The sequence below is a fragment of the bacterium genome (genome assembly GCA_004322275.1).
In the GTDB taxonomy this organism is placed as follows: domain Bacteria; phylum Desulfobacterota; class Deferrisomatia; order Deferrisomatales; family BM512; genus SCTA01.
Genome location: SCTA01000004.1, coordinates 1 through 22,515, shown reverse-complemented (window position 1 = coordinate 22,515; position 22,515 = coordinate 1). Strand labels below are relative to the sequence as shown.

At 58.5% G+C, this 22,515-nt stretch carries 14 protein-coding genes and 1 pseudogene; 8 read left to right on the top strand and 7 right to left on the bottom strand.

Annotated features, from left to right (window positions below):
• Positions 1-10: 10 nt before the first annotated feature.
• Positions 11-4,270, bottom strand: a complete 4,260-nt coding sequence (locus EPN96_00980; protein TAL18590.1) for a tandem-95 repeat protein — start codon at positions 4,268-4,270, stop codon at positions 11-13.
• Between the two features lie 266 nt (positions 4,271-4,536).
• Here EPN96_00980 and EPN96_00975 point away from each other — a divergent pair, with 266 nt between their 5' ends.
• On the top strand, positions 4,537-5,454 hold the full coding sequence (locus EPN96_00975) for a DUF2156 domain-containing protein (GenBank protein ID TAL18589.1): 918 nt from the start codon (positions 4,537-4,539) through the stop codon (positions 5,452-5,454).
• Here EPN96_00975 and EPN96_00970 read toward each other — a convergent pair.
• The 4 genes from EPN96_00970 to EPN96_00955 are packed head-to-tail and all read right to left on the bottom strand — an operon-like array spanning position 5,451 to position 8,423.
• Positions 5,451-6,317: an MBL fold metallo-hydrolase gene (locus tag EPN96_00970; GenBank protein ID TAL18588.1), complete on the bottom strand. Its 867-nt coding sequence runs from the start codon at positions 6,315-6,317 to the stop codon at positions 5,451-5,453. The two genes, EPN96_00975 and EPN96_00970, sit on opposite strands and share 4 nt — an antisense overlap.
• Before the next feature lie 4 nt (positions 6,318-6,321).
• On the bottom strand, positions 6,322-7,014 hold the full coding sequence (locus EPN96_00965) for a hypothetical protein (protein TAL18587.1): 693 nt from the start codon (positions 7,012-7,014) through the stop codon (positions 6,322-6,324).
• 56 nt (positions 7,015-7,070) lie between these two features.
• A complete protein-coding gene (locus tag EPN96_00960) occupies positions 7,071-7,496 on the bottom strand; it encodes a hypothetical protein (protein TAL18586.1) in 426 nt (141 codons plus the stop codon).
• A gap of 6 nt (positions 7,497-7,502) precedes the next feature.
• Positions 7,503-8,423 carry a hypothetical protein gene (locus EPN96_00955; protein ID TAL18585.1) on the bottom strand — a complete coding sequence of 307 codons (921 nt, stop codon included), beginning with the start codon at positions 8,421-8,423 and terminating at the stop codon, positions 7,503-7,505.
• Positions 8,424-8,918: 495 nt separating this feature from the next.
• Between EPN96_00955 and EPN96_00950 the strand changes: the two genes are divergently transcribed.
• Together EPN96_00950 and tal are read left to right on the top strand one after the other, a co-directional pair.
• Positions 8,919-11,279: a phosphoketolase family protein gene (locus EPN96_00950; GenBank protein TAL18584.1), complete on the top strand. Its 2,361-nt coding sequence runs from the start codon at positions 8,919-8,921 to the stop codon at positions 11,277-11,279.
• Positions 11,280-11,295: 16 nt separating this feature from the next.
• On the top strand, positions 11,296-12,387 hold the full coding sequence (gene tal / locus EPN96_00945) for a transaldolase (GenBank protein ID TAL18583.1): 1,092 nt from the start codon (positions 11,296-11,298) through the stop codon (positions 12,385-12,387).
• A gap of 73 nt (positions 12,388-12,460) precedes the next feature.
• Here tal and EPN96_00940 read toward each other — a convergent pair.
• Positions 12,461-13,512 (bottom strand): annotated as a pseudogene (locus EPN96_00940) (hypothetical protein).
• A 311-nt stretch (positions 13,513-13,823) separates the two neighbouring features.
• On the opposite strand from EPN96_00940, the gene EPN96_00935 reads away from it, so the two are divergent.
• The 4 genes from EPN96_00935 to EPN96_00920 all read left to right on the top strand — a co-directional run bounded on the left by EPN96_00935 (position 13,824) and on the right by EPN96_00920 (position 19,855).
• Complete coding sequence (locus EPN96_00935; protein TAL18582.1) at positions 13,824-15,032, top strand: hypothetical protein; 1,209 nt, start codon at positions 13,824-13,826, stop codon at positions 15,030-15,032.
• A gap of 16 nt (positions 15,033-15,048) precedes the next feature.
• Complete coding sequence (locus tag EPN96_00930) at positions 15,049-15,897, top strand: cytochrome C (GenBank protein TAL18581.1); 849 nt, start codon at positions 15,049-15,051, stop codon at positions 15,895-15,897.
• 14 nt (positions 15,898-15,911) lie between these two features.
• Positions 15,912-18,149: a hypothetical protein gene (locus EPN96_00925; GenBank protein ID TAL18580.1), complete on the top strand. Its 2,238-nt coding sequence runs from the start codon at positions 15,912-15,914 to the stop codon at positions 18,147-18,149.
• 80 nt (positions 18,150-18,229) lie between these two features.
• The gene (locus EPN96_00920) at positions 18,230-19,855 is read left to right on the top strand and encodes a B12-binding domain-containing radical SAM protein (GenBank protein ID TAL18579.1); all 1,626 of its coding nucleotides are present in this window, start codon (positions 18,230-18,232) and stop codon (positions 19,853-19,855) included.
• A 60-nt stretch (positions 19,856-19,915) separates the two neighbouring features.
• On the opposite strand, the gene EPN96_00915 is transcribed toward EPN96_00920, so the two are convergent.
• Positions 19,916-21,871 (bottom strand): hypothetical protein, encoded by a 1,956-nt coding sequence (locus EPN96_00915; GenBank protein ID TAL18578.1) that lies wholly within the window; start codon positions 21,869-21,871, stop codon positions 19,916-19,918.
• Positions 21,872-22,107: 236 nt separating this feature from the next.
• On the opposite strand from EPN96_00915, the gene EPN96_00910 reads away from it, so the two are divergent.
• The gene (locus tag EPN96_00910; GenBank protein TAL18577.1) at positions 22,108-22,332 is read left to right on the top strand and encodes an XRE family transcriptional regulator; all 225 of its coding nucleotides are present in this window, start codon (positions 22,108-22,110) and stop codon (positions 22,330-22,332) included.
• Positions 22,333-22,515 lie beyond the last annotated feature (183 nt).

Genomic DNA, 22,515 nt, shown 5'->3' with positions numbered 1-22,515 from the left:
GGCCTTCTCTCTACCGCCAGAGGCTCTCAATAAAGCACCCTGCGGCCGCGCCGCCCCCGGAGAGCCGGGAATAGACCGAGATTGTGACCGTCTCGCTGTCGGTCAAGTCGCCGTCGGAGGAGACGAAGATCACGCTGAAGGCGCCTTCCTGACTGTCGCCGGGAGTCCAGTAGAACTCCCCTTCCTCGAAGACGGCTCCGGCGGGAAGGCTGGTTGCGCCGTAGGTTACCGCGTCGCCGTCCGGGTCGGCGGCGGTAACCGTAAGCGACAGGGGGCTCCCCACGGTGACGCTCTGATTGCCGATGGAAGTTAGTATCGGCGGCCTGTTGACGTTGCCCACGGTGATTGTCACCTCTTCCCCGTCGGTAAGGGGCGTAACGGCGTCGTTGTCGCGGACGGTGAAAGTGACCCTGTAGTTGCCGGTGTCGGTAAAGCCCGGAAGCCAGTTGAAGATTCCCGTATCCGCGCCCAGTGTCGCCCCCGGCGGGAGGTTTACGGCGGAAAAGGTCAGCGCGTCGCCGTCCGGGTCGGTGGCGGAAAGGACAATTTCCAGCGGTTCGTTTTCGTTTACCTGCTTCGGGCCGATGGGTGAGAGAACGGGGGGAGGGTTGACTTCCCCGACCGTGATTACGATGGTCTCGCTGTCCTGCGCGGGGGGAAAGCCGCCGTCGGTGGCTGTCAGCGTTATCGGATAGCTCCCCGCCTGACCGTAGTCCGGAGTCCATGCCAGCAGTTGGCCCGCGAGCGCGGCATTCGCCGGGAGTAAAGAGGCAGAGTAGTTGACAACGTCGGAATCGGGGTCCGAGGCTGTCAAAACCAGTTCGAGGGTTTCAAATTCCTTTATCGAGCGGTTGCCGATCTTCGAGAGCACAGGAGGGCGGTTGACGCCTCCCACGCTTATGTTCACCTCGCCGGTGTCCGATTTCGGAGGAACCCCGCTGTCGGTCGCGGTTATGGTAACGAGATAGTTTCCTTCTCCCGCCGCGGTCCACCCAAAGGCGCCCGTGGCGTTGTCGAAGGAAGCCCCTACCGGCTTGTTGCCCATCTGGTAAGTGACGAGGCCCCCTTCGGGGTCGATCGCCGAAACGGTAAAGGAGACGTTTTGCCCCGCCTCCGCCGCCTGATCGGCAAGGGGACTCAGCTCTGGCGGGCGGTTGACGTTGCTTCCGACCGTTATGACAACCTCTTCGCTGTCACCGAGGTTAGGCGAGCCGCCGTCGCTGACCCCGAAGATTACCTTATAGTCGTTCCCGCTCATCTCCTCGCCCGGCGTCCAGGCGAACTCCCCGGTCGCGGCGTTAAAGAGCGCGCCCGCCGGGAGGGAGGAAAAATAAAAAGTTACCGAATCGCCGTCGGGATCGTCGGCGGTCACCGTAAAACTCAGGGTCTCTCCGGCGTTGACGGCCTTGTTGCGAATATCGGTCAGCACCGGCGCGCGGTTCACGTTGACTACAGTGACCGTCACCTCTTCATTATCGCCAAGAGCGCCGTCGGACGCCGCAAAGGTCACCGTGTGAGAGCCCTCCTGATCGAAGCCGGGCGTCCAGTCGAAGGTCTTCGACGTGGGGTTGAAATTCGCGCCCTGCGGCAGTCCGGTGGCGCTGTAAACGAGCGCGTCGCCGTCCGCATCGACGGCGCTTAGCGTGAAAGCAAGTCCCTCGCCCTCGTTTAAGCTCCTGCTTCCGATAGCCGTGAGCACGGGCGCGCGGTTGACGTTCAATACGGTAATCGTCACGGACTCGCTGGCTGAGAGACTGCCGTCGGTCACAGCGAAGGTCACGTCGTAAGTACCCGACCGGTCGAACCCCGGCGTCCAGCCGAAAGCGCCGGTGGCGACGTTGAGAGTGGCCCCTGCGGGCAGTTCCCCGGCGCTGTAGGCAAGCGCGTCTCCATCAGGATCGGCCGCTTCAACCCCGATGGCGAGCGTTTCGTTCTCGTTTACGGTTCTGCCTCCGATTGGCTCAAGGATGGGCGGCCTGTTTACGTTGTTTACGGTTATGGTGACTGTTTCACTGTCACTTTGCCCGACATTCGCTCCCCTGTCGTTGACGGTGAAGGTTACGCTGTAACTGCCGGACTGAGCGTAGCCGGGAGTCCAGGCGAATTCTCCGCTCAGCGCGTCAAGCGTTGCCCCGGAGGGAAGGCCGGCGGCGCTGTAAGTCAGAGTGTCGCCGTCGGGGTCGGCCGCCAGGACCGTGAATCCCAGAAGTTCGCCCTCGTTGACGGTTCTGTCGCCTATGGAGCCCAGAACCGGCGGATCGTTGTTCACAACCAGGGTGATGGTCTCGCTGGAGCTTTGCCCGTAAGGCAGTCCGTTGTCCGCAGCGGTGAAGGTGATGCTGTAAACGCCGGACTGGGCGAGAGTGGGAGTCCAGCGAAAATAACCGCTGACGCCATCGAAGAGTGCGCCGGAAGGCAAGGCTGAGGCGCTGTACGTCAAAGCGCCGTTTTCCGGGTCCACGGCGGATACCGTGAACTCCAGCAATTCGTTGACGCCCACCTGCCTGTCGCCGATGGGGGACAGCAGCGGGGCGGAGTTATTCCTGTATAAAACGGCCGACATCGTTGTAGACGGGGCGGAAACGGATACCAGTCCCCTGTCTACCGGCCGGGAGTCGTACAATCTGGCGGCGGGAGAGGTTTCGTAGGTAAATCTGTCGTTGTTGCCGGTGAAAAACAGATTCGTATAGTGTCCGTCGCAGAGCGGGCCATAATCTCCCGAGGGCGAGCAGACGTTGCTTTTCGCCTCCACCGCCATTACCCCCTGATGGGGTCCTGCACTGCTGTCGTTGCTGCCGACCGCGGTGTCCACATGCAGGACAAGGAGTCCGGAGGTGCCGCTGGAGCCGTAGAATATGCTCGCGTCCCACCCCGATTCATACCTGTTCTCGGCGAGGAAGTACTCCTTTGAAGAGAGCGCCTCGTCCACGAGCTTGACCACGTTGTCCCGCTGATCGAGCGACCTTGGAAAGGTAAGGGTCTCACCGTTTGAACCCGGTTCGTACGGAACCGTCCAGCCGAGGTAATACCTCGACCACGCATCCAGACCGGCAGGGGTCTCGCCTGAACTCTCGCCGGAGACAAAGCCCCAGGCCCCTCCCGCCATCAGCGAGAATATTCCCAGCCCCTCGTTCGCGTAGGACGTGTCGTAAAGGTCGGGCAGTCCGCAGATGGAGTGTCCCATCTCATGGGTCATCACTCCCATCGTCATCTGCCGGCCGTCGTTGAAGAGCTCGCCGTTCATCGCCCACTGGGAGATTGTCTTTCCGGCCACGTAGATATCCCCGCTCCAGGCGTGAGCCCAGATACCGGGCGATGCGGGACCGGTAGCACTTTCGTAACCGGCGACTATGAAGTAAACGTTCAGTTCACCGGTTCCCAGATAACCGTCTCCGTCAAGATCGTAGGAGGGGAAATTCACGTAACCCGACGCCGCCGAAAGGGCGCTCGTTATCCAGGCCGTCTCGACGTCGTAATTAAAGTTGTCCTTGCTGTTCGGGTGCGCCTGCGACAGGGTTACCGCTACGATGCCTTTGGGCTTGCCCGGCTGGGTGTGGTTAACTGGATTAAAAGTTATCATTCCGGCGGAGTTGTCTTTGTAGAAATTGGAGAGGGACTTCGCTCCCGGGGTTGTGTTGAAGATGATCGAATTCCAGCTGTCCGGGGTAGTGACAAAAGATTTGTTTGAAAAATTCACCATCACCACCAGAAGGTTTTGGGTGCCGGTCAGCGGAACCTCCAGCGGATCCCAGGGGTTATAACCCGAAGAAGGCGCCGCCGCTCCGGCGAAGCCCTGGGCTGGCTTTGCCCCGGGAAGAGTCGCCGCCCGGCCCCTGGAGCTTTTTTTGTATACTTCGGCGCGCCTGTTTTCGAGCAGCTTCTTTAGCCTGTCGTATTTCTCAGTGTTGAATCCGGGCTTCTGGTGCTTTTGCAGGGTTTGGGGAGGCTTTTCGGCCGGAGTGACGACTATTCCCGAGGGTTCGATATCGCCGGAAGATCCGGTCCGGCCGTATTCCCAAAACTTTGTCCGGTCGTTTTTAATTACCGTGTAACCTTCTTCGGTCTCGGTCCACGCCCGAAATTCGTCGCCCCTGACCCGTATCTTCAGGACGGAGCCGTCAGGCTGCCCGACGGTTACCGGCTGCGGCATTGCGGGGGCGGCGAAGAGGAATCCGGGGAGCAGAAGAGCCCCTATAACCAGAGAGACGAGCACAAACCCGTACCCGTCAAAACGATGCTTTTTTACCGTCGTTTTATCAGCTATGTTCACTAACCGCCCTTTCAGGGAAAACCATATGTAAACGCCGCCGGGTCCCGCTGGGGGAGTCCGGAGATTATTTCGGAATTTGTAAAATTCTACCTGAAAACAATAACAACACCTTGCATATACTGCAATCAAACCACCGGGTAACAAAAAAGCACAGAGTTTTTCTCGGGGCGATGTATCATTTCTTGCAAAAGGGCCAGCCGGGGCGACAATTGTGGGGCTGGCTTTAACCGCGAAAGCGCGGCGCACGATTTTTGGGAATCTGAAAAATGGCTGAAATCACGTCTTTTCCGGACTTTTGCGAGGTTTCTCTCGATTACCGCGAGCAGGTCGCCGGTGTTCTGGGAAAAATGAACCGCCCCATTTCGGAGATGACCTTCTCCAACCTCTACCTCTTCCGCGATACTCACGGCTACCGGCTCAGCAGGCGGGGGGATTTTCTCTTCGCGCTCGGGCGCGGGTACGACTCGGTTCCTTACGCCTTTCCGCCTTGGGGCGAAGGGAACTACGAGGAGGCCGTCGCGGCCCTTCTCGGCTACCTCCGGGAAACGGGTCGGCCCCGGATTCTCTTTCCGGTGCCGAAGGAAATGGCCGAGAGGCACTTTAGCGGCCCGCAGTGGAAGGTGCGAAGCGACAGGGACGAGGCCGACTACGTCTACCTGCGGGAGGATCTGGCTTCCTTGTCCGGCCCCCGGTATCACAAGAGAAAAAACAGGCTGGAAAAATTTCTGCGCGAGGAGGGGGCGGGCCTTGAGTACGCGGAATTTTCGGATGAGTACGTCCCCGAGTGCGTGGATATCGCAAAAAGCTGGTGCGACGAGTACTGCCCCGCGAAACGCCCCTCGGCGGCGCAGGAGACGGAGGCGGCGGTGGAGGCGCTCAGACACCGCGCCGAATTGGGCCTCACCGGAGCCGTCATAAAGCGGGAGGGCAAGGTGCTGGCCTACTGCCTCGGGGAACCCCTGAACGAGGAAACCTTCGTCGTGCAGTTTGAAAAGACCGCCCCCTCCCAGGCCGGACTGGCGCAGGTCCTGAACCGCGACTTTAGCCGAAACTCCCTTTCGGGGTACGAGTACGTCAACCGGGAGCAGGACCTCGGCGACACCGGCCTTCGCCAGGCGAAGGAGAGCTACCACCCGGTCTTCCTGGCGGAAAAATACGTCGTCTCCCCCGCTGGCGAACCCTAGTGGCTGTAAGTTGTCCTTGAGCTTGTCCCGTCGGTGGCGAAGGTCAGGTGGTAGTTCACGTCGGTCCGAAGCGCCGCCGGTTCCCCGCCGGGATTCGCCCCCTTCTTTTTCCATTTCTCCAGCGCGTCGAGGACCGGCTTGTGGGGATGATGGAAGTTAAAGGGCCGGATGTGGCAGCTTATTCCCACCGTGGCCTCGGGGGAGAGTCTGTCCAGCCAGGGGGTCTTTTTCCCCGAGAAGGCGCCGTTTTTAGAGCCGTGGTGCGGAACCTTGAAGAAGCGCGCGTTGGCCGGAATCTTTCCGGCTATCTTGTCCCAGACCTCCCCCTCGGCGTCTCCCGTCAGGATCGCCGAGACCTCGCCGAGGGTTATGGCGAGCACTATGGATTTATTGTTGAGGTTGTCGGTCTGATAACCGGCAGGGGGCCAGAGTATGTCCAGCGAGGCGTCGCCCAGATCCTCCAGCAGCGTCCCCTCGTCAACCGCCTGATGATTTCCGATGCGCCCCTTTCCCCCGTTCGCCTCCATGACGAGGGCGGTAAAGAAAGGTATGGCATCGGTTTCGGGCATTCTCGGGTACAAAAGGCGCTTCGCGCCGAAGCTCCTTACTATCCCCTTCAGCCCCTGCCCGTGGTCCGCGTGGCCGTGGGAGAGCATTATCCAGTCGAAGAGGGGTTCCTTCGTGGGGGTGGTTATCCCCCTTTTTTCAAAGTGGCGTTTAAGGAAGAGGAAGGAGGAGAGGCTCTCGCCGGTGTCGTTGGAATCGATGAGGGCGCAGTGGATTTTTCCGCTTTCGTCCTCCGATTCGATAAGGATGCTGTCGCCCCACCCCACGTCGATAAGGGTTATCCTAAGTTCGCTCATCTTCTCACCCCTTCCCCGGCGTCAACTCTTCGCGGCGCCTGAGCGTAAGTCCCTTTGCCTTCGCCTCGTAATATTTTCCCCTTGAGATCTCAAGTTCCTCTTTCCACCACTGGCGGAAGGACTCACTCTCCTCGGGGCTTGGCTCAACGGTTCCTTCATAGCGCAGACACTCTTTCAGATAGGCGTCGTCGCCGATGGAGCCGCGCCGGTGGGAATAAGCCAGCCTGAAAAGTTCCTGCGAAAGCCTGTAGACCGTCCCGGTCCTCTGCTTTTGGCCCGAAGCCGCCGAAACAAGGAGCGACGCGGGCAGCCAGAGGTCGTCCACGTCGATGTAAAAGCCGCTCGGCCCCTCGCCCTCCATGTATTCCACGGCTTTGAAGGTGCTGCGAATCTCCGCCGAGGTTTTGAAACGGTCCCCTCCGGGCGGCCCCAGTATGACTCCGCGCATCCCGACCATCAGGAAGCTCGGCGAGGGATGGGAGCCGCCGGATTCCGTCATGACGAACTCCCCGCCCGGCTCGTCGGAGGCTATGCAGAAGTAGTTGCACCGGGACATGGCGTGAAAGACCTTCTTGCCGGAGCCGTTTCCGGAGAGGCCCGGATCCCCCTTAAGGGATTCGAGCATGACGGGGACGCTTGCCGCGCCGCCTTTGGAGGCGAGGGTCATTTTGCGTCCGGGAAGCGTTTTGCGAGTCATGCGAACCTCCTTCTTGAATGCCTGAAATTTTCACCGTTATTTTCAGCCGGACAAGATCACCGGGAGGACGAGCAAAGCTCCCGGGCGTTTATGGTGAACCCGCACGGCTTTGACGAAGCGGCGCCGTAGTTGATGTCCAAAGGAGCGGTGCACCCGGCGTCTTCCAGAAGGGCATGGCTCCCGCCGCCGTCGCAGACCAGCACCACCGCGTAGCCGCCGGAGCGCGAAACCCTGAGCGTCTGTCCCCTGAACTCGTCGAGGATCCCGGGCTGATAAGTTTCGCATTGTTTAAGAAATTCCCCGTCGCCGAGCCAGCTGTAATCGGGCTTTTTCGCGCAGCGGTTGGCGATGGCGCTCAGTTTGGTGAGCGAGGAGGCCATCCTGTCGATGTTCACGTCGGCCTTCGAGGTGCAGCCGCAAAAACAAAAGGCGATAAAGGCGATCAGGGTTACGGCGGCAAGGTTTTTGTGCATGGTTCTCATAAGCTCTCATCCCTCCCAGAAGGCCACGGGGCCGTTTTCGGAGACTTTTCCGGTATCCAGATTCCAGTCCTGTATCAGGCTCGCGTACTCCTCCCCGCCCTCGAAAACCCCACGCGCTATTTCAAGCTGAACTTTTCGCGCGTTCAGGACCGCCTGATCGAAGATCTCGTCGTAGTGAAGGGGACGGGCTCCGCCGGGGGTCCGCATGCCGGTCAGGTAGCTGCTTTTTACCTGCAGCAGGGAGGGATACACCGCTCCCTGCTCCGAAAGCATGTGCTGGAAGATTTCGGGAAGATGGTCGCCCTCGTCGATGGCGTCTATGACAAGGCAGAAGCGCTCGTGCCATTTTTTAATCCCGGGCTTGTTGGCGGCGTATTCGGCGGGGTGAACTTCCTGGAGAAGAGAGGACCAGAATCTGTCGATGTTGGAGTAGATCGTCTTTCCTTTGCCGACGCAGCTTCTTATCCCGGTCTTGAGGTGCTCCCCCACCCCGCCGACCCTCATGCGCTGGAAGATGTAAACATCCTGATGCATCTCGCAGATGCGGTGGAGCTTGGGATGCTCCGCGTAAGTGCAGACGTTGATGTCGAGGACCGGATGGATGGTGACGTCGGCGACGACGTGGGAGGCGTAGCCGAAGAGCCACGCGAGGCATTTGAGCTGCGCGTCCCCCCTCATTTCCCGAAGAGCCCTGACCCCCGCGCGCACAATCCCCCCCGTGCGGGTGTAGTGCATCGCGTCGGCCCATCGTTTCGAGCTCTCCTCGAAGACCAGATAGGGGTAGTCGGGGCTGACCGAGCCGAGCTCGCAAAAGTTGAGAAACAAACCCGCCGCGTCCTTGGCCCTCTCGGGAAACCCGAGCTCGTCCAGCTTCCGCTGATCCAGGGACTGGTTGACCAGAGTCATGTGAGCGTACGCTCCGGGCATGGCGCCTCCTTTCCCCTTCTTTTTATTCCGGCTGTGTCACCTCTAATTATGACTAAAATAATTTAAATTTAATTTCTTTATGCGGTACAAGAATTTTTAAATTCCATGCGTGGTTTTTTATCACGCCTGGTGCTATCAATACAATGTGAAATCGAACTCAAGCTTGCGCGCCGACTATAAAAAAGCCGTGCTCGAATCCCTGAAATAAGAGTAATCCGTAGCGAGAGGGTGGAGCATCTCCCTTGTTTTTTATTTGGCTTTGGATTTTTTCGTCAGGCGAGGCGCCGCCGAGCAAGGACGCGAAGACAGTATCGTTTTATACGGCGAGCGTCCGGCGCAGGCGGCAACGATGCATTGCGGAAAAAGCCGAAGCCAAGACAACCGGGGCGGAAAGAGCGGGGCTACGCATTCAAGATTGCCGATTCCGGCGCAGGGTGTACGCTTAAACCCCATCGGGGTCTTCGGCCCGAACACCTTTTGCGCAAGGGAGCGGTTATGGGCTTTTCACTTTCCGTGGAGGAACTGGAGGTTCTCGACGCCTGGTGGCGTGCGGCCAATTACCTCTCCGTGGGTCAGATTTACCTTCTGGACAATCCCCTCCTTCGGGAGCCTCTGACGCTTTCGCACGTAAAGCCAAGGCTCCTGGGACACTGGGGGACCACTCCCGGCATAAACTTCCTTTACGCGCACCTCAACCGGATAATCATAAAACACGACGCCGAGCTCCTTTTCGTCGCGGGCCCCGGCCACGGCGCTCCGGGAGTCATCGCGAGCCTTTATCTGGAAGGAACTTACAGCGAATTTTACCCCTCCGTATCCCGCGACGCCGAGGGGATGAAAAAGCTCTTCACCCAATTCTCTTTCCCCGGCGGCATACCGAGCCACGCCGCCCCCGAGACCCCCGGCTCCATCCACGAGGGCGGTGAACTCGGCTACAGCCTTTCCCACGCCTTCGGAGCCGCCTTCGACAACCCCGAGCTCATCGTCGCCTGCGTCGTCGGCGACGGGGAGGCCGAAACCGGGCCGCTTGCCACCTCCTGGCACTCGAACAAGTTCCTTAACCCCTCTCGCGACGGGACGGTGCTCCCCATACTCCACCTGAACGGCTACAAGATAGCCAACCCCACCATTCTGGCGCGCATCGGCAAGAACGAGCTGAGATCCCTCTTCATCGGGTACGGCTACAAGCCCTACTTCGTCGAGGGAGACGACCCGGCGGCTATGCACAACCTTCTGGCCGGGACCCTCGAAGAGGTCTTCGCCGACATAAGGGGTATAAAACAGGCTGCGAAAAACGGCGTCACATCAAGGCCGCAGTGGCCGATGATAATATTCCGGACACCGAAGGGGTGGACCTGTCCGAAGGAGATCGACGGTAAAAAAGCCGAGGGATTCTGGCGCTCCCATCAGGTTCCGCTGACCGACCTCGCCACGAAGCCCGGTCACATCGGGATACTGGAAAAATGGCTGCGAAGCTACCGCCCGGAGGAACTTTTCGACGCCGGGGGAAAGCCGGTTGCGAAACTTGAAAAACTGATGCCGGAACCGGAGCGGCGGATGGGGATGAGCGCCCACGCGAACGGCGGAGAGCTGTTAAAGGAGCTGCGGCTCCCGGATTTCGAGAGGTACAAGGTCGAGGTCCCGTCTCCGGGGGCGTCCTCGGCCGAGGCGACGAAGGTTCTGGGCGGGTATCTTCGCGACGTGATGGCCCTGAACATGGAGCAGAAGAATTTCAGGGTCTTCGGCCCCGACGAGACGGCCTCCAACAGGCTCGACCCGGTTTTCGAGGTGACTGGCCGCGTCTGGATGGACGAAATACTCCCCGAGGACGAGAACCTCTCCCGCGAGGGGCGGGTGATGGAGATACTGAGCGAGCACACCTGTCAGGGGTGGCTCGAAGGCTACCTCCTCACCGGCAGGCACGGTTTTTTCTCCTGCTACGAGGCCTTCATTCACATCGTCGATTCGATGTTCAACCAGCACGCCAAGTGGCTTAAGGTCGCGTCGAAAGAAATCGAATGGCGGCGTCCGGTGGCCTCGCTGAACTACCTCCTCACCTCCCACGTCTGGCGGCAGGACCACAACGGCTTCTCTCATCAGGATCCCGGTTTCATAGACGTGGTGGTCAACAAGAAAGCCGACATAGTGCGCGTCTATTTTCCGCCCGACGCCAATACTCTCCTTTGCGTCGCCAACCACTGCCTCAACAGCCGCAACAGGATAAACGTGATAGTTGCCGGAAAACAGCCGAACCCCCAGTGGCTCGACATGGACGCGGCGCTGAAACACTGCTCGGCGGGCATCGGCATCTGGGAATGGGCAAGCAACGACAGGGACTTCGAGCCGGACGTGGTGATGGCTTGCGCCGGGGACGTGCCGACCATCGAAACCCTCGCCGCAGTCGAATTCCTGCGCGAAAATTTTCCCGGGCTGAAAATAAGGGTGGTTAACGTGGTGGACCTGATGGCCCTCCAGCCAAGCGAGGAGCACCCAAACGGCCTTAAGGACAAGGATTTCGACGCGCTCTTCACGAAGGACAAGCCGGTAATCTTCGCCTACCACGGCTACCCGTGGCTCATCCACCGCCTCACCTATCGGAGAACGAACCATCCCAACATCCACGTTCGCGGCTACAAGGAGGAGGGCAGCACGACAACCCCCTTCGACATGGCGGTCTGCAACGATCTCGACCGTTTTCACCTCGTGATGGACGTCATCGACCGCGTTCCAAAGCTGGGCTCCAAGGGCGTATACGCGGCGAAATCCCTCAGAGAAAAGCTGGTGGACCACAAGGAGTACATCTCAAAATACGGCGAAGACATGCCGGAAATAAGAAACTGGACCTGGAAAGGGTAACGACAGGAGCTCTAAAATGGGAAAACTCGAAGACCTCGCCTCACTAGGCCAATCAGCGTGGCTCGACTACATCGACAGGAATTTCGTCCTCTCCGGAGGGCTTTCGGAGCTGGTGAGTAAAGGGCTAAAGGGCGTCACCTCGAACCCCACGATCTTTGAAAACGCCATAGCCAAGAGCGATTATTACGACAAAGCTCTTGCCGAAGCCGTCAGGGGCGGAGCGAAGAGCCCCGCGGATCTTTACGAAGCACTCGTCTTCGAGGACATCCGGATGGCGGCGGACGCGCTCCTTCCGGTCTTTCGGGCCTCGAACGAGGTTGACGGCTTCGTCTGCCTCGAAGAAAACCCCGCCCTCGCCCATGACCGCGACAAGACGGTCGCAGAGGCCAAAAGGCTTTTCAAGGCCGTCGGGAGGCCGAACGTCCTCATCAAGGTTCCCGGCACCCCCGAGGGCATCGAAGCTTTCAGGACTCTGACCGCCGAGGGAGTGAACATAAACGTCACCCTCATCTTCTCTCTCGCCCAATACGAGGCGGTGGCCAACGCCTACGTCGAGGGGCTTCAAAAGCGCCAATACAAGGGAGGCGATCTGAGAAAGTCCTCCAGCGTGGCCTCGCTCTTCGTGAGCAGGCTGGACACCGCCATGGACCGGGAGCTTGAGAACGCCAGGCGGACCGATCTTCGGGGAAAGTTCGCCATCGACAGCGCCCGGCTCGCCTACAAGAGCTTCCAGGATATCTTCACCACCCCCCACTGCGAGAAGCTGGGAGAGGTCGGGGCTCACTACCAGAGGCTCCTCATCGCTTCGAGCGGAACGAAAAACCCCGCCTATCCCGACACCAAGTACGTGGACAATCTTATCGGGCCGTTGACGGTAAACACCATGCCGCTGGCCACCCTTAACGCCTTCATGGATCACGGCAAGGTTCTGCCCACCATCGAAAACGACGTGGACAAAGCCGCGGCGCGCAGAAGTGAGCTCGCGCGGGCAGGCATCGACATCGACGCGGTCACAGACAAACTTCTCGTGGACGGGCTGAAATTATTCCAGAATTCCTACGATTCGCTCCTGAAGGCGATAGAGGAAAAAGCGAAAAACCTGAAATGAAAACGCAAACCTTGATAATTCCGGCTGCTTCCGTCTATTCCCGCATTCGCGGGAGTGACGCCGTAAAGAGAACCTAGACCTTTTCCAACGCCCTCGATCTCCAGTCCAGCACGGCGGTGTGGGTAAACATCTTCGTGGCCAGCTCGGGGAAATCGCTGCGGATGACGTTCGCCGCGAAATCCGACAAAAAGAGGGATTTAAGCTCCGCCCTCGCCCTGTCCACCCCTATCTCGTCGTAGGGAACCGAGGCGAGGAGCAGGAAACCGTCGTCGGGCACCCTCCCCTCCTTCATGTTTGACTCTATTATCGAGGCGGCCTTGCGTATAGGGTCCGAGAGATCGGGGCTGTAAGGGCCGATGATGAGGGCGAGGTTCGGGGTATGGAGAAAGTCGAACCCCCGCCCGAGGCAGATCATCCACTCGCGGTGCTCTATGTCCAGCAGGCGGGGTGTTCGCCGCACCTTCTCTATATGGAGCATGTTACCGCGCAAAAGGGGCAAAATGTCCTCCAGCATCTGGTCGGGCATATCGGGAAAGAGCGAGGAGAGGCGCGGGGCGAGGGATTTGGCGTCCGCCGGTTTAAGGGCCGAGACGTCGAGCTTGCCGCCCTTGCAGCCATGAAGTATCAGCGCGTCCTCGTCGGTCTCGAAGCCGCAGACTATCGGGTACACGGTGCCGTGGTTCGCGCCGAAGATATGTTCCGCCTGCCTTTTTATCGAGTAAGTGTGGGCTATCGCCTTTTCGGTGTCGTAATTGAACCCGGCGCAGCTGCGGTGATTGTCTCCCCGCGAAAAATGGTAGGTGATGAAGATGAGCGCCCTTCGCCCGCTGGCGACCATCTGCGTGATGTGGTGGGCAAGCACCTCGCCGAGGTGGGGCCACCCCAGGTCGAACATCCCCCCGAGGTTCCTGAAGGGCTGATTATGCCGAGGGGGGTTCTTGTAGCGACGGGTATGTTGATGCGCCCGTCCATGCACTTGAGGACGGCAATGGCGGTGGGGTGTTTGGCAAGGTAGTGTTCGCGGGCGAGGTAGGCTTCGGGGCTCCGGTACTCGGTTGAATGCCTTTCGGCCAGCTCGAAGAGCCACTCTATTCTCTCGTGGATGGATCTGCCCTGCGTATGCATGAAACCCCTCCGCGCATTTTTAAACAGCGTTTTACTTTATATACAGCTTAATGCAAAAAATCCGCTTGGGGAAGGCCCGAATCCGGTAAATAATTTTTGTCCGACGCCCGCCGGAAATACACCCGCGAAGCAGCATTCCGCGAAAAAATGTTTTTCTTTACCAATTAAATTGTCCTTCCGGGGTTGGAAAAAAATAAAAACATTGTAGTATTTAACCATGGTGGGTCGAATTTGCGCATAAGCCATGCGGATTAATTTCCCGCCTCGTAGGTTCACAAAATAATCTTTAACCAGCCGGTCAGGGAGGAGACATGAGGAAAATTTTGTTACTTTCTGCGGCGCTCGCGCTGTGCGCGCCATTCATCGCGGGCGCGCGCGCAGAGCAATCCTTCTCCGGTCGCCTCTCGGCGACCGTGGAATGGTTCGACACCCCCGAAGGCGATCAGGCGGTGCCGGCTTACCTCTACGGCTTTCTCAACGTCCGCGATCTCGGCGGGTATTCCGGCCTTAAATTCAGGGGCTACGGGAGACTCGCCGACGATCTGCAAAACGAGGTGGACCGGGACAGCAGGCTTTACTACGCCTACATCGAAAAGGAAAAGCTCCTCGAAAAACTCGACCTTCGGCTCGGAAGGCAATTCGTATCCACCGCCGCCGGAGCCGGAATAATCGACGGCGTCGATCTGACCTCGCGGGGGCTTGGGCCCGTTACGCTGAAAGCCTTCGGAGGCGTGCGGGTATCGCAGAAAGACGAGTACGAAGCCGGGGACAAGTCCTACGGGGCTTCCGCCAAGCTGGCCCTCCACGACGACGGCGACCTTTCCGTGGCCTACTTTCAGGAGTGGGAGTCCAGCGACCTTTCAAAGGAGCTGGCGGGTGTCGACGGCCGCTACGACTTTAGCGACTCTTTCGAGCTCTTCGCAGCCGCGCAGTACAACCTCCTTTTGATGCAGCCGAGCCACTTTTTCGCCGAGGCGGACTACCACCCGTCTCAGCGCCATTCGCTTCGCGCCCGCTACCTCTACGATATCCCGGTTTTCCGGTCCACCTCCATCTACTCGGTCTTCGCCGTCAGCGAATACAGGGAGGCGGGGCTGGAGTACGAATGCAGGATGGGCGAAGGGTACCTTGCAGTCGCCAGATACACGAATGAGATGTACGAGGACTACTCCGACGCGAACGTATACGAAGCGGGCGCGGAAAAGCTGCGCACCGGCGTCTGGTCGGGGTACCTTCTGGGCACCTTCCGCGACGACGAGGACGGGCAGAGCCTCAAGGGTATAAAACTGCGCTACGCATACCTCGTCAACCGCTACTTCGAGCCCGGTTTCGGCGTCAATTACGACGTGCTGGAAAGAAGGATCGAGGAGAAGGACGAGACGCTCAGCAGGCGCTACTGGGTCTTCGCAAAGTCCGAGCTTACCGATTCCTTCTCGCTCGAAGCCAATTTTGAACGGGCCGACAGCGCCCTTTACGACGAATATTACCTCGGCCGCGTACGGCTGAATTACCGCTTCTAGACCAGGGAGACAAGCGATGCGTAAGAAAATCATGATCCTCGCGCTAGTCGGCCTCGGCGGAGCTACCTTGGCCTTCGCGGCGCAATTCTCGATGAAAGACCACGTCAGCCAGTACGTAACCGGCGGCGATTGCGCCGCCTGTCACCTGCCCGGCGACCAAAGCGTCATTCCCTCGAACGAAACCTGCAAAAAATGCCATGACGAAAAATTCATGGCGGAGGTCACCTTCACGGGTCTCAAGTCCCACGGCCCTCTCTGGAGCCTCGACCACGGCCCCTTCGCCCTGCGCGACTACAAGACCTGCGAAAAATGCCACGACGAGGGGAAGCTCCAGGGCGCAATAGGCTGCACGGAGTGCCACGAAGCCGGCAAAGCCGACGAGCAGGGGGACTATGCCAACGCCCCCTTCAACATCCACCGTGGCGAATTCGCCGTCAGCCACCCCATCGCGGCGCGCACCGATCAGCAAAAGTGCGCCAGGTGCCACGAGAACTCTTACTGCGTCGAGTGCCACGAGGATTTCAGGGACGAAGACCTCTCGGTGCTCTCTCACCGCAAAGGCTGGAGTTCGATAGCCGTGAGCGGTTCCAATCACGGGGATTTCGCCGAAGATCCCGATTCCTGCGCGGGTTGCCACCCGGAGGGCTCGGTGCTGCCCTCCCATAACTGGACCCGCGACCACGCCCGCGAGGCCAGAAGGAATCTCGCCACCTGCGAGGTATGCCACCCAGAGGGTGACGAGTGCCTGACCTGCCACAGCGCCATAACGGGCATAGGTGTCAATCCTCACCCCCAGGGGTGGGAAGACGTTGAAGGTAAAATGGATAAAGCCAGCGGCGGCAAGACCTGTCGCAAGTGCCACTAATAAAGGAGGAATAGATGAAAACCCGCGATATTTTCATTGTTCCCGCGAGCGCCGCCCTTCTGGCCCTCGCCATCACCGGCTGCTCAAGCAACCTCGATTCGGCTGCGGATGAAACCGCCGGCCTTCAGAACCCCTTCGGAGTAGACGCCGAGGGAAGGGCTTTCACCGGCGCGGACAAGTGCATCGAATGCCATGAGGGCTTTACCTGGAGCTCAAAGGCGGTTTCGGAATTTCTTGAGAGCAAGCACGTCGTTCACTCCACCCACGTTTCCGCCGAAGAGGAAGAGTGCCTGACCTGCCACGATCCCGTCGGCGACGGCGTCACCCTGGAGGAAACCATACCCGCCGCCAATATACCCGAAGGCGGGCTCGCCGCTGTCACCTGCGAAGCCTGCCACGGCGCGGGCGGAGAACATTTCGGCGTCGGCCCGATGCCCGTGCCCACACCGGGAGTAGCCATCTGCGGAAATTGCCACGCAACCATCCCCGACAGCCACCTGCCCTACCACCCGGAGGGCAACAACATACTCGCCGCCTACCAGTCATCCGGCCACGGCGGGGCCGACGAGCTTTTCAACTCGGCCAAGTGCGCCAGGTGCCACAATCACGAAGGCGGCAAGCTCTACAAGGACGTAACCACCGTCGAGCAGCTCGCCGGACTGGTTCTACCCGTTCCCTCCGCCTCGAACATCCAGTGCGCCACCTGTCACGATGCGCACAATCCCAACGAACTGCTCAAGGCTGAGAACGAAGACGAGGATACCGGCGAAGTCACAGCCTCCGCCGAGTACAACACCTGCATAAACTGCCACCAGAAGGACAACGTGAAGCTGACCGGCACCCAGTACCCGGCCGCTGCGGGCTCCACCTCGGACACCGGCCTGATCAGCGCCACCGGCGGAACCCAATTGCTCTACCACGCCAAGAGATGGGGCCGCATAATCGCTACAACCCACTTCGACGACCCGGATACCACCGACGTAATCGAAGGCTACGTAGTGAAGGACGCAAGCGAGCGCTCCTGCAGGGATTGCCACGACGTGCACAAGGGCGGCGTGGCGATCAACGAGGACTGGGCAAAAACAGGCCACGGCGGAACCGTCTTCGCAGCCAAGGAAACCGCTGCGGCCGGAGCCACGGACAGGACCCTCGCGCAGAGCGTCGCGGTGCAGGCCGCGGGCGCGGCCTCCAGCTGGTCCGACGTTGACTGGGACAGCGCTGACGAGGAAGCGTGCCAGGTCTGCCACACCGCGACGGGCTTTTCCAACTTCATAAAGGGTCCCGCGTCCTACGATCCTTCTCTGAACAATTTCTCCCATCTCGCCGGATGGACCGCCGACGACCCGGCGACCGCCGACGTGGACGAGGCGGTTTCCTCCGGCCAGAACGAAATGCTCTACTGCTGGGGCTGCCACAAGAACAACGCCGGAGGCGTCAAGACCTCCGACGCCGTCATTCTCGTCGATCGCGACGGCAACACCTTCGCCACCCTCGGAACCGCCGACGCGGGAGAATCCGTGGTCTGCGTCAAGTGCCACGGCGGCCGCGCCAACGGCGAATACCTGAAGACCACCTCCGCGGCCCGCTCAACCAGCACGCGCATACACTACCTGCCTGCGGCGGGCATCCTCTACGCCGCGAAGACCCACACCCTCTTCGAGTTCCCGAGCCTCAGCTACACGCCCGTGGCCTACTTCAAGCACGACAAGATCGGCCTGAACGCCGACTCGCCTGAAACCGGAAGAGGCCCCTGCGCGTCCTGCCACATGAACGACGGCGCCGGGCACACCCTCGCGGCGGTCACGACCGAGGCGGGTGTAATCACCGCCATAACCAATCAGGCCGTTTGCGACAGCGCCGGTTGCCACGTCGATCCCTACGCGATTACCGCCGCCAAGCTCGAAGAGCAGAAAACCGGCTTCACCGCCGCCAACCAGCTCCTCTCCGACTACCTCAACAACGACGTTCAGAACTACATCGACCTCGACATCGACAACTCTACAAACGTCAACGACCCGCTGGTGACGCTGAACGATTACGGCGCTCTCCAGAACCAGAAGATTCTCGCCAGCGAGGCCGGAGCCTACACTCACAACCGCATCTACGCGCAGCGAATAATCTTCGACTCCATAGACCAGCTTGACAACGGAACCTTCGACGGCGCCCTCGACCTTTCCGCTTACCCGGTGGTCGCGGAATGGTTCCAGGAAGACGGCGACACCGCCAACGACAACGCGGTAACACGTCCGTAAAAAAACTCTTCATTAACCTTGAGAGCCCCGCTTTACATCGAAGCGGGGCTTTTTTTTGTCCCTTGTGATAGAAATGCGCGATGAAGATACTCCTGCTCCAGCCTCCTGCGAGAGATTTCTACGACACGGAACTAAGGCTCCTGCCGCTCGGGCTCTGTTCCCTCAAGGCCGCGCTAATGAAGCACATCCCCGGCGTTGAGGTCGAAGTCCGGGATTACAGGCAGGGCCACGGCAGAAGAACCGTAGAGCTTTTACCGGAGCTTGCCGATCTCCGGGAGTTCTACCCCCACCCCGACAAGAGCCCCTTCGGAACCTTCCACGGTTTTTATCATTTCGGAGCAGGATTTGAAGATATCGCGCGGGAAGTCGAGAGGGAGAAGCCCGATTTAATCGGCATCTCCTGCCTCTTTTCCGCCTACTATAAAGACACTCGCGCGCTGGCGAAGGAGCTCAAGGCCCGCCTCGGCGTTCCTGTCGTCACCGGCGGGGCGCACGGGTCGTCGGCCCCTGCTTCCCTGCTGAAATCGGGAGTCGTGGATTACGTGATCCGCGGCGAAGGGGAAAGGCCTCTCGTAGAACTGGTAAAGGCGCTTGGAGGAACGGGGGAACTCTCGAAGGTTCCCAATCTCGCCTTCCGTAGCGGTGAAAAGATTCAGCAAAACCCGGTCGAACCGAACTACCCGCTTGCGGAATTGCCACCGCCGGATTTTTCGGACTTCGACCCGCGCCGCTACCGGATGGGAAAGCTTCCCCTCGCTCCGCTGCTAGCCTCGCGGGGCTGCCCGGTGAACTGCGGCTTTTGCTCCGTCTCCTCGGTCTTCGGCTCCGGCTACCGTACGAGGCCCGTCAGCGATATCGTCAGCGAGATGAAAAACCGGTGGGAGGCGGGTTACCGCGTCTTCGACTTCGAGGACGACAACCTCACCCTCGACCGGGACTTCTTCACCGGACTCTGCCGGGAGATAATCGCCGCATTTCCCGAAGACGGTCCTGTCCTGCAGGCGATGAACGGGGTCTCTTACCACGGCCTCGACGAAGAGCTGCTGCGCCTTATGAAGCGGGCCGGTTTCACACACCTCAACCTCGCGCTCGTCAGCCTCGACGAAGGGGTTTCAAAACTGGCGGGAAGGCCCTTCGACCGGGAAAAATTCCGCGAGACGGTTTTGACCGGGTTTTCGCTCGGCTACCGCATCGTCGCCTACCAGATACTCGGCCTGCCGGGTGAAACTCTCGCCTCGATGACCGAAACCTTCGCCTTCCTCGCCCGCCTCCCCGTCCTGATGGGCGCCTCGCCCTTCTACCTCGCGCCGGGGTCGCCGATGGCGAAGGAGTTTGACTTCACGGAGGCGGATTTCGTCCGCTGCCGCCTCACCGCGATGGGCAGAGACAACGAAAATTTCAGCAGGGAAGATATATTCACCCTCTTCGTATCAGCGAGAATCGTAAATTTTCTCAAGGGATTGCCGCTGGGAGGAAAAGAGGCCGGTATCGAAAAAGCGCTCGGAATCGCCGACGGGTTGGGAGGAAGAAACGCCCTCGGAGCAAGGCTCCTTCGCCGCCTCCTTGACGACGGCCTCCTCCACGCCGAAACCCCCGCCGGAGAAAAACCCATCCCGCTTTTCAGGGCGGAGCTGTTCGGCGAAATCCTCAGGAAAACCGGCAGAATCGGGACGCAGGACGGAGGAGGAATAAGGGTTTATTTGTAGCATTAGCGTCGAAGAGGGCGGGGTAGCCCGCCCTCTTCGAGATGCACTCATTTTTGAACTTTAGTTCACTTTTGTTCCGCGTTTTTGCGATACCAGCTTAAGCAGCCCTTCTTTTGCTGCCCCGGACAGCGGGGGCATACGGCTAGCAGAGCGTGAGCCCCTTGCAAGGGAGTACTGACCAATAAGCAAATTTGACACAGCGCCGTTTCCCGCAAAATCCTCTGCGTAAAAAGCAACGCCGTAATCACCTAACGGAAGGGGAGTGATGCCTAACTCCGGAGTACCGGAAACCGTGAAAGTATCTCCAAGTACATACTCCCAATCTCCGGTAGTGCTGTTCAAAACGCCAAAATTAGGAGCTATGACGTCGCCACTCTTAATGGGGAGTATCTCGCGTGCCGCCATCTGACCATTAAAGCCCGGCCAAGCGCCTAAAATCTGATATTCTCCTGCTCCGGTATCCAGCCATGCCAAAATATCCATTTGCTCGCCATTGAGAAGAACCGGCATATCCAGAAGATAGTTGTCGCCGTCCTCTTCCAATACAAAGACGGAAACGAAATTACCATCGAGAGTAATCCATGAATCCGGCAACCCATAAGAGAGTGTCGTCCCATCAAATCCGTCAGGAGTATCCATGCCGAGTAACATTGGATTGCCGCTTACCGGATCATAATACCAAACTGTCGTATACAGACTGGCTATATCGTCGCCAGCAACGTCGGCGTAATAGGTTCCCGTGCCCCAATCAACCGATTCATTCGAGAAAGAGGGAGGGTTTGTATCGGGGACGAGGAAAGACCAATATCCTTCAAGGGCGGCTACGTATTCAGTCAAGTCTGTGTAAGATGCATAATCCGTCAATTGTTCCTGACTGGAAGGCAACTTCACGCTAAGACCCTTAGCGCGGGCTTGAAGGCTTCCGCCTACCTTGTAAATCACGGCCTGAGAAACGGCTGTATTAACTGCATTGGCTTCGGTTGGGTAATCGGCAGAAAGCTTTGACGACATATCCGAAAGATCCGCAAGCCCTTGGCTCGGATTCCCGGGGTCTTTTGACACTCCAAATTGTTTTGTGGACTCTACCGCTTTTCCGAAAGTGTAATATTCGAGTTGTGTAGAAGGAGTGGCGACAGCCATCAGGCTTTCCCACGCAGTGGACACATCTGCAATTTTTGACAAATCCATTACGGAGAGCGTTATTTCTTTTTCCTGGTTATATGCTTCACCTGCGGCGCGGTATTGAGCCGCTGTTGCGTCCGCTTGCGCCTTGTACGAATCAGCTATCACTTTGCCCAAGGAATTGCCAGCTATAGCGGGGTTTGTTTTTAGCGCGGTAAGGATTGGCGTGTAATCCCACCCGTGCCCCGGTTCGGATTCCTCAGAGGCGACGAAATATTTAGCGTATGGACTGGCTAGAGAAGCGACCTCTATAGTCGCCATTAGGCAAGCGTCAAAACCGAAGGTTTCAAAGGTAACGCCAGTTATGGTCTCCGCCTGTGAAAGGGCTTGATCAATTTCGGATAGTTCAAGATTGTCGTTGCCATGAACTTCATCCCATCCAAATCCACCCGTCCCTCCGCCGTGGTTCCAAAGGATGAGGTGATATTTATCAGCTGGATAAGTAGCCACACCCCAAGTTATAAAATCCTTAAGGGTATTGGGGTCGCCCATGCTTACGGAGCCGAGGTTAGAGATTGTTTCAATATCGTCTTTGATAACCTTGTGACGCTGAACGGTTTTCCAGTCGATCTGGTTAGTAACGTCCGCTCCCCCCGTCTCAATTATTACATTAACGTTCGCAGTTGAGCCGACCTGAGCCATTTCGATAATATCGCCCGTGGCTGCTCCACCTTCCGGGTCCCCATTGTTTTCCAAATCCGATCCGACCATGTAGACAAGGAAAGTGGTCTTAGCCGTAGTGCCTCCGCCACCGCTACTGCCGCCGCCTCCACCCCCGCATCCGAGCGTTAAGGCAATCAGAAGAATTGAGAACAATCCAATAAGTCTTTTCATCAGTCGTCCTTCTCCCTCCACAGGGACAAACCGGGTTGGTAAAAACTACTTCAAATGCGCGTAGCACACTGGAAAGCGTTAACGAGGTACCACTTAAGTGTCTTTGATACGGTTTTAAATTATGCGCTCAAAACATTCACGTGGACGAGAAGAACTTATTTATGCTTCTTTGTTGATTGTTGTCAACAGATTCAGAACCGGCTTCGTGTTAGGTCTGCTACTGAAGGAATGCAGACTTGACTATAGAAGAAGCTTTTGGAAAAACCCTGAGGGAACTGAGAAAAGCGCGGAATCTTTCTCAGGAGGAAGTCGCCTTTGAAAGCGGACTGGACCGCTCCTTTATTTCACTTTTGGAGTGCGGGCATCAACAGCCCTCTCTCGTCACAATAATTCAACTGGCGAAAACGTTCCGCGTTTCCGCAGCGCAACTAATCGCAGACGTTGAAAAGAACCTATCTTAAAACCGATCAAAAGCCCTTTCCTGTTATCGCTCAGAGCCGTAGGTCGGGCGGAGCGAAGCGATGCCCGACGTTTGCAATGCCTATGCTGGCGGTATTGTTGGGTTTCGCTTAAAGGTTTCCTTATTAAGGTCTTCTCGCAAGGCCCAGGTTTTGCTGCCGCTCTCCGCTTCGTGGTCATGGTCG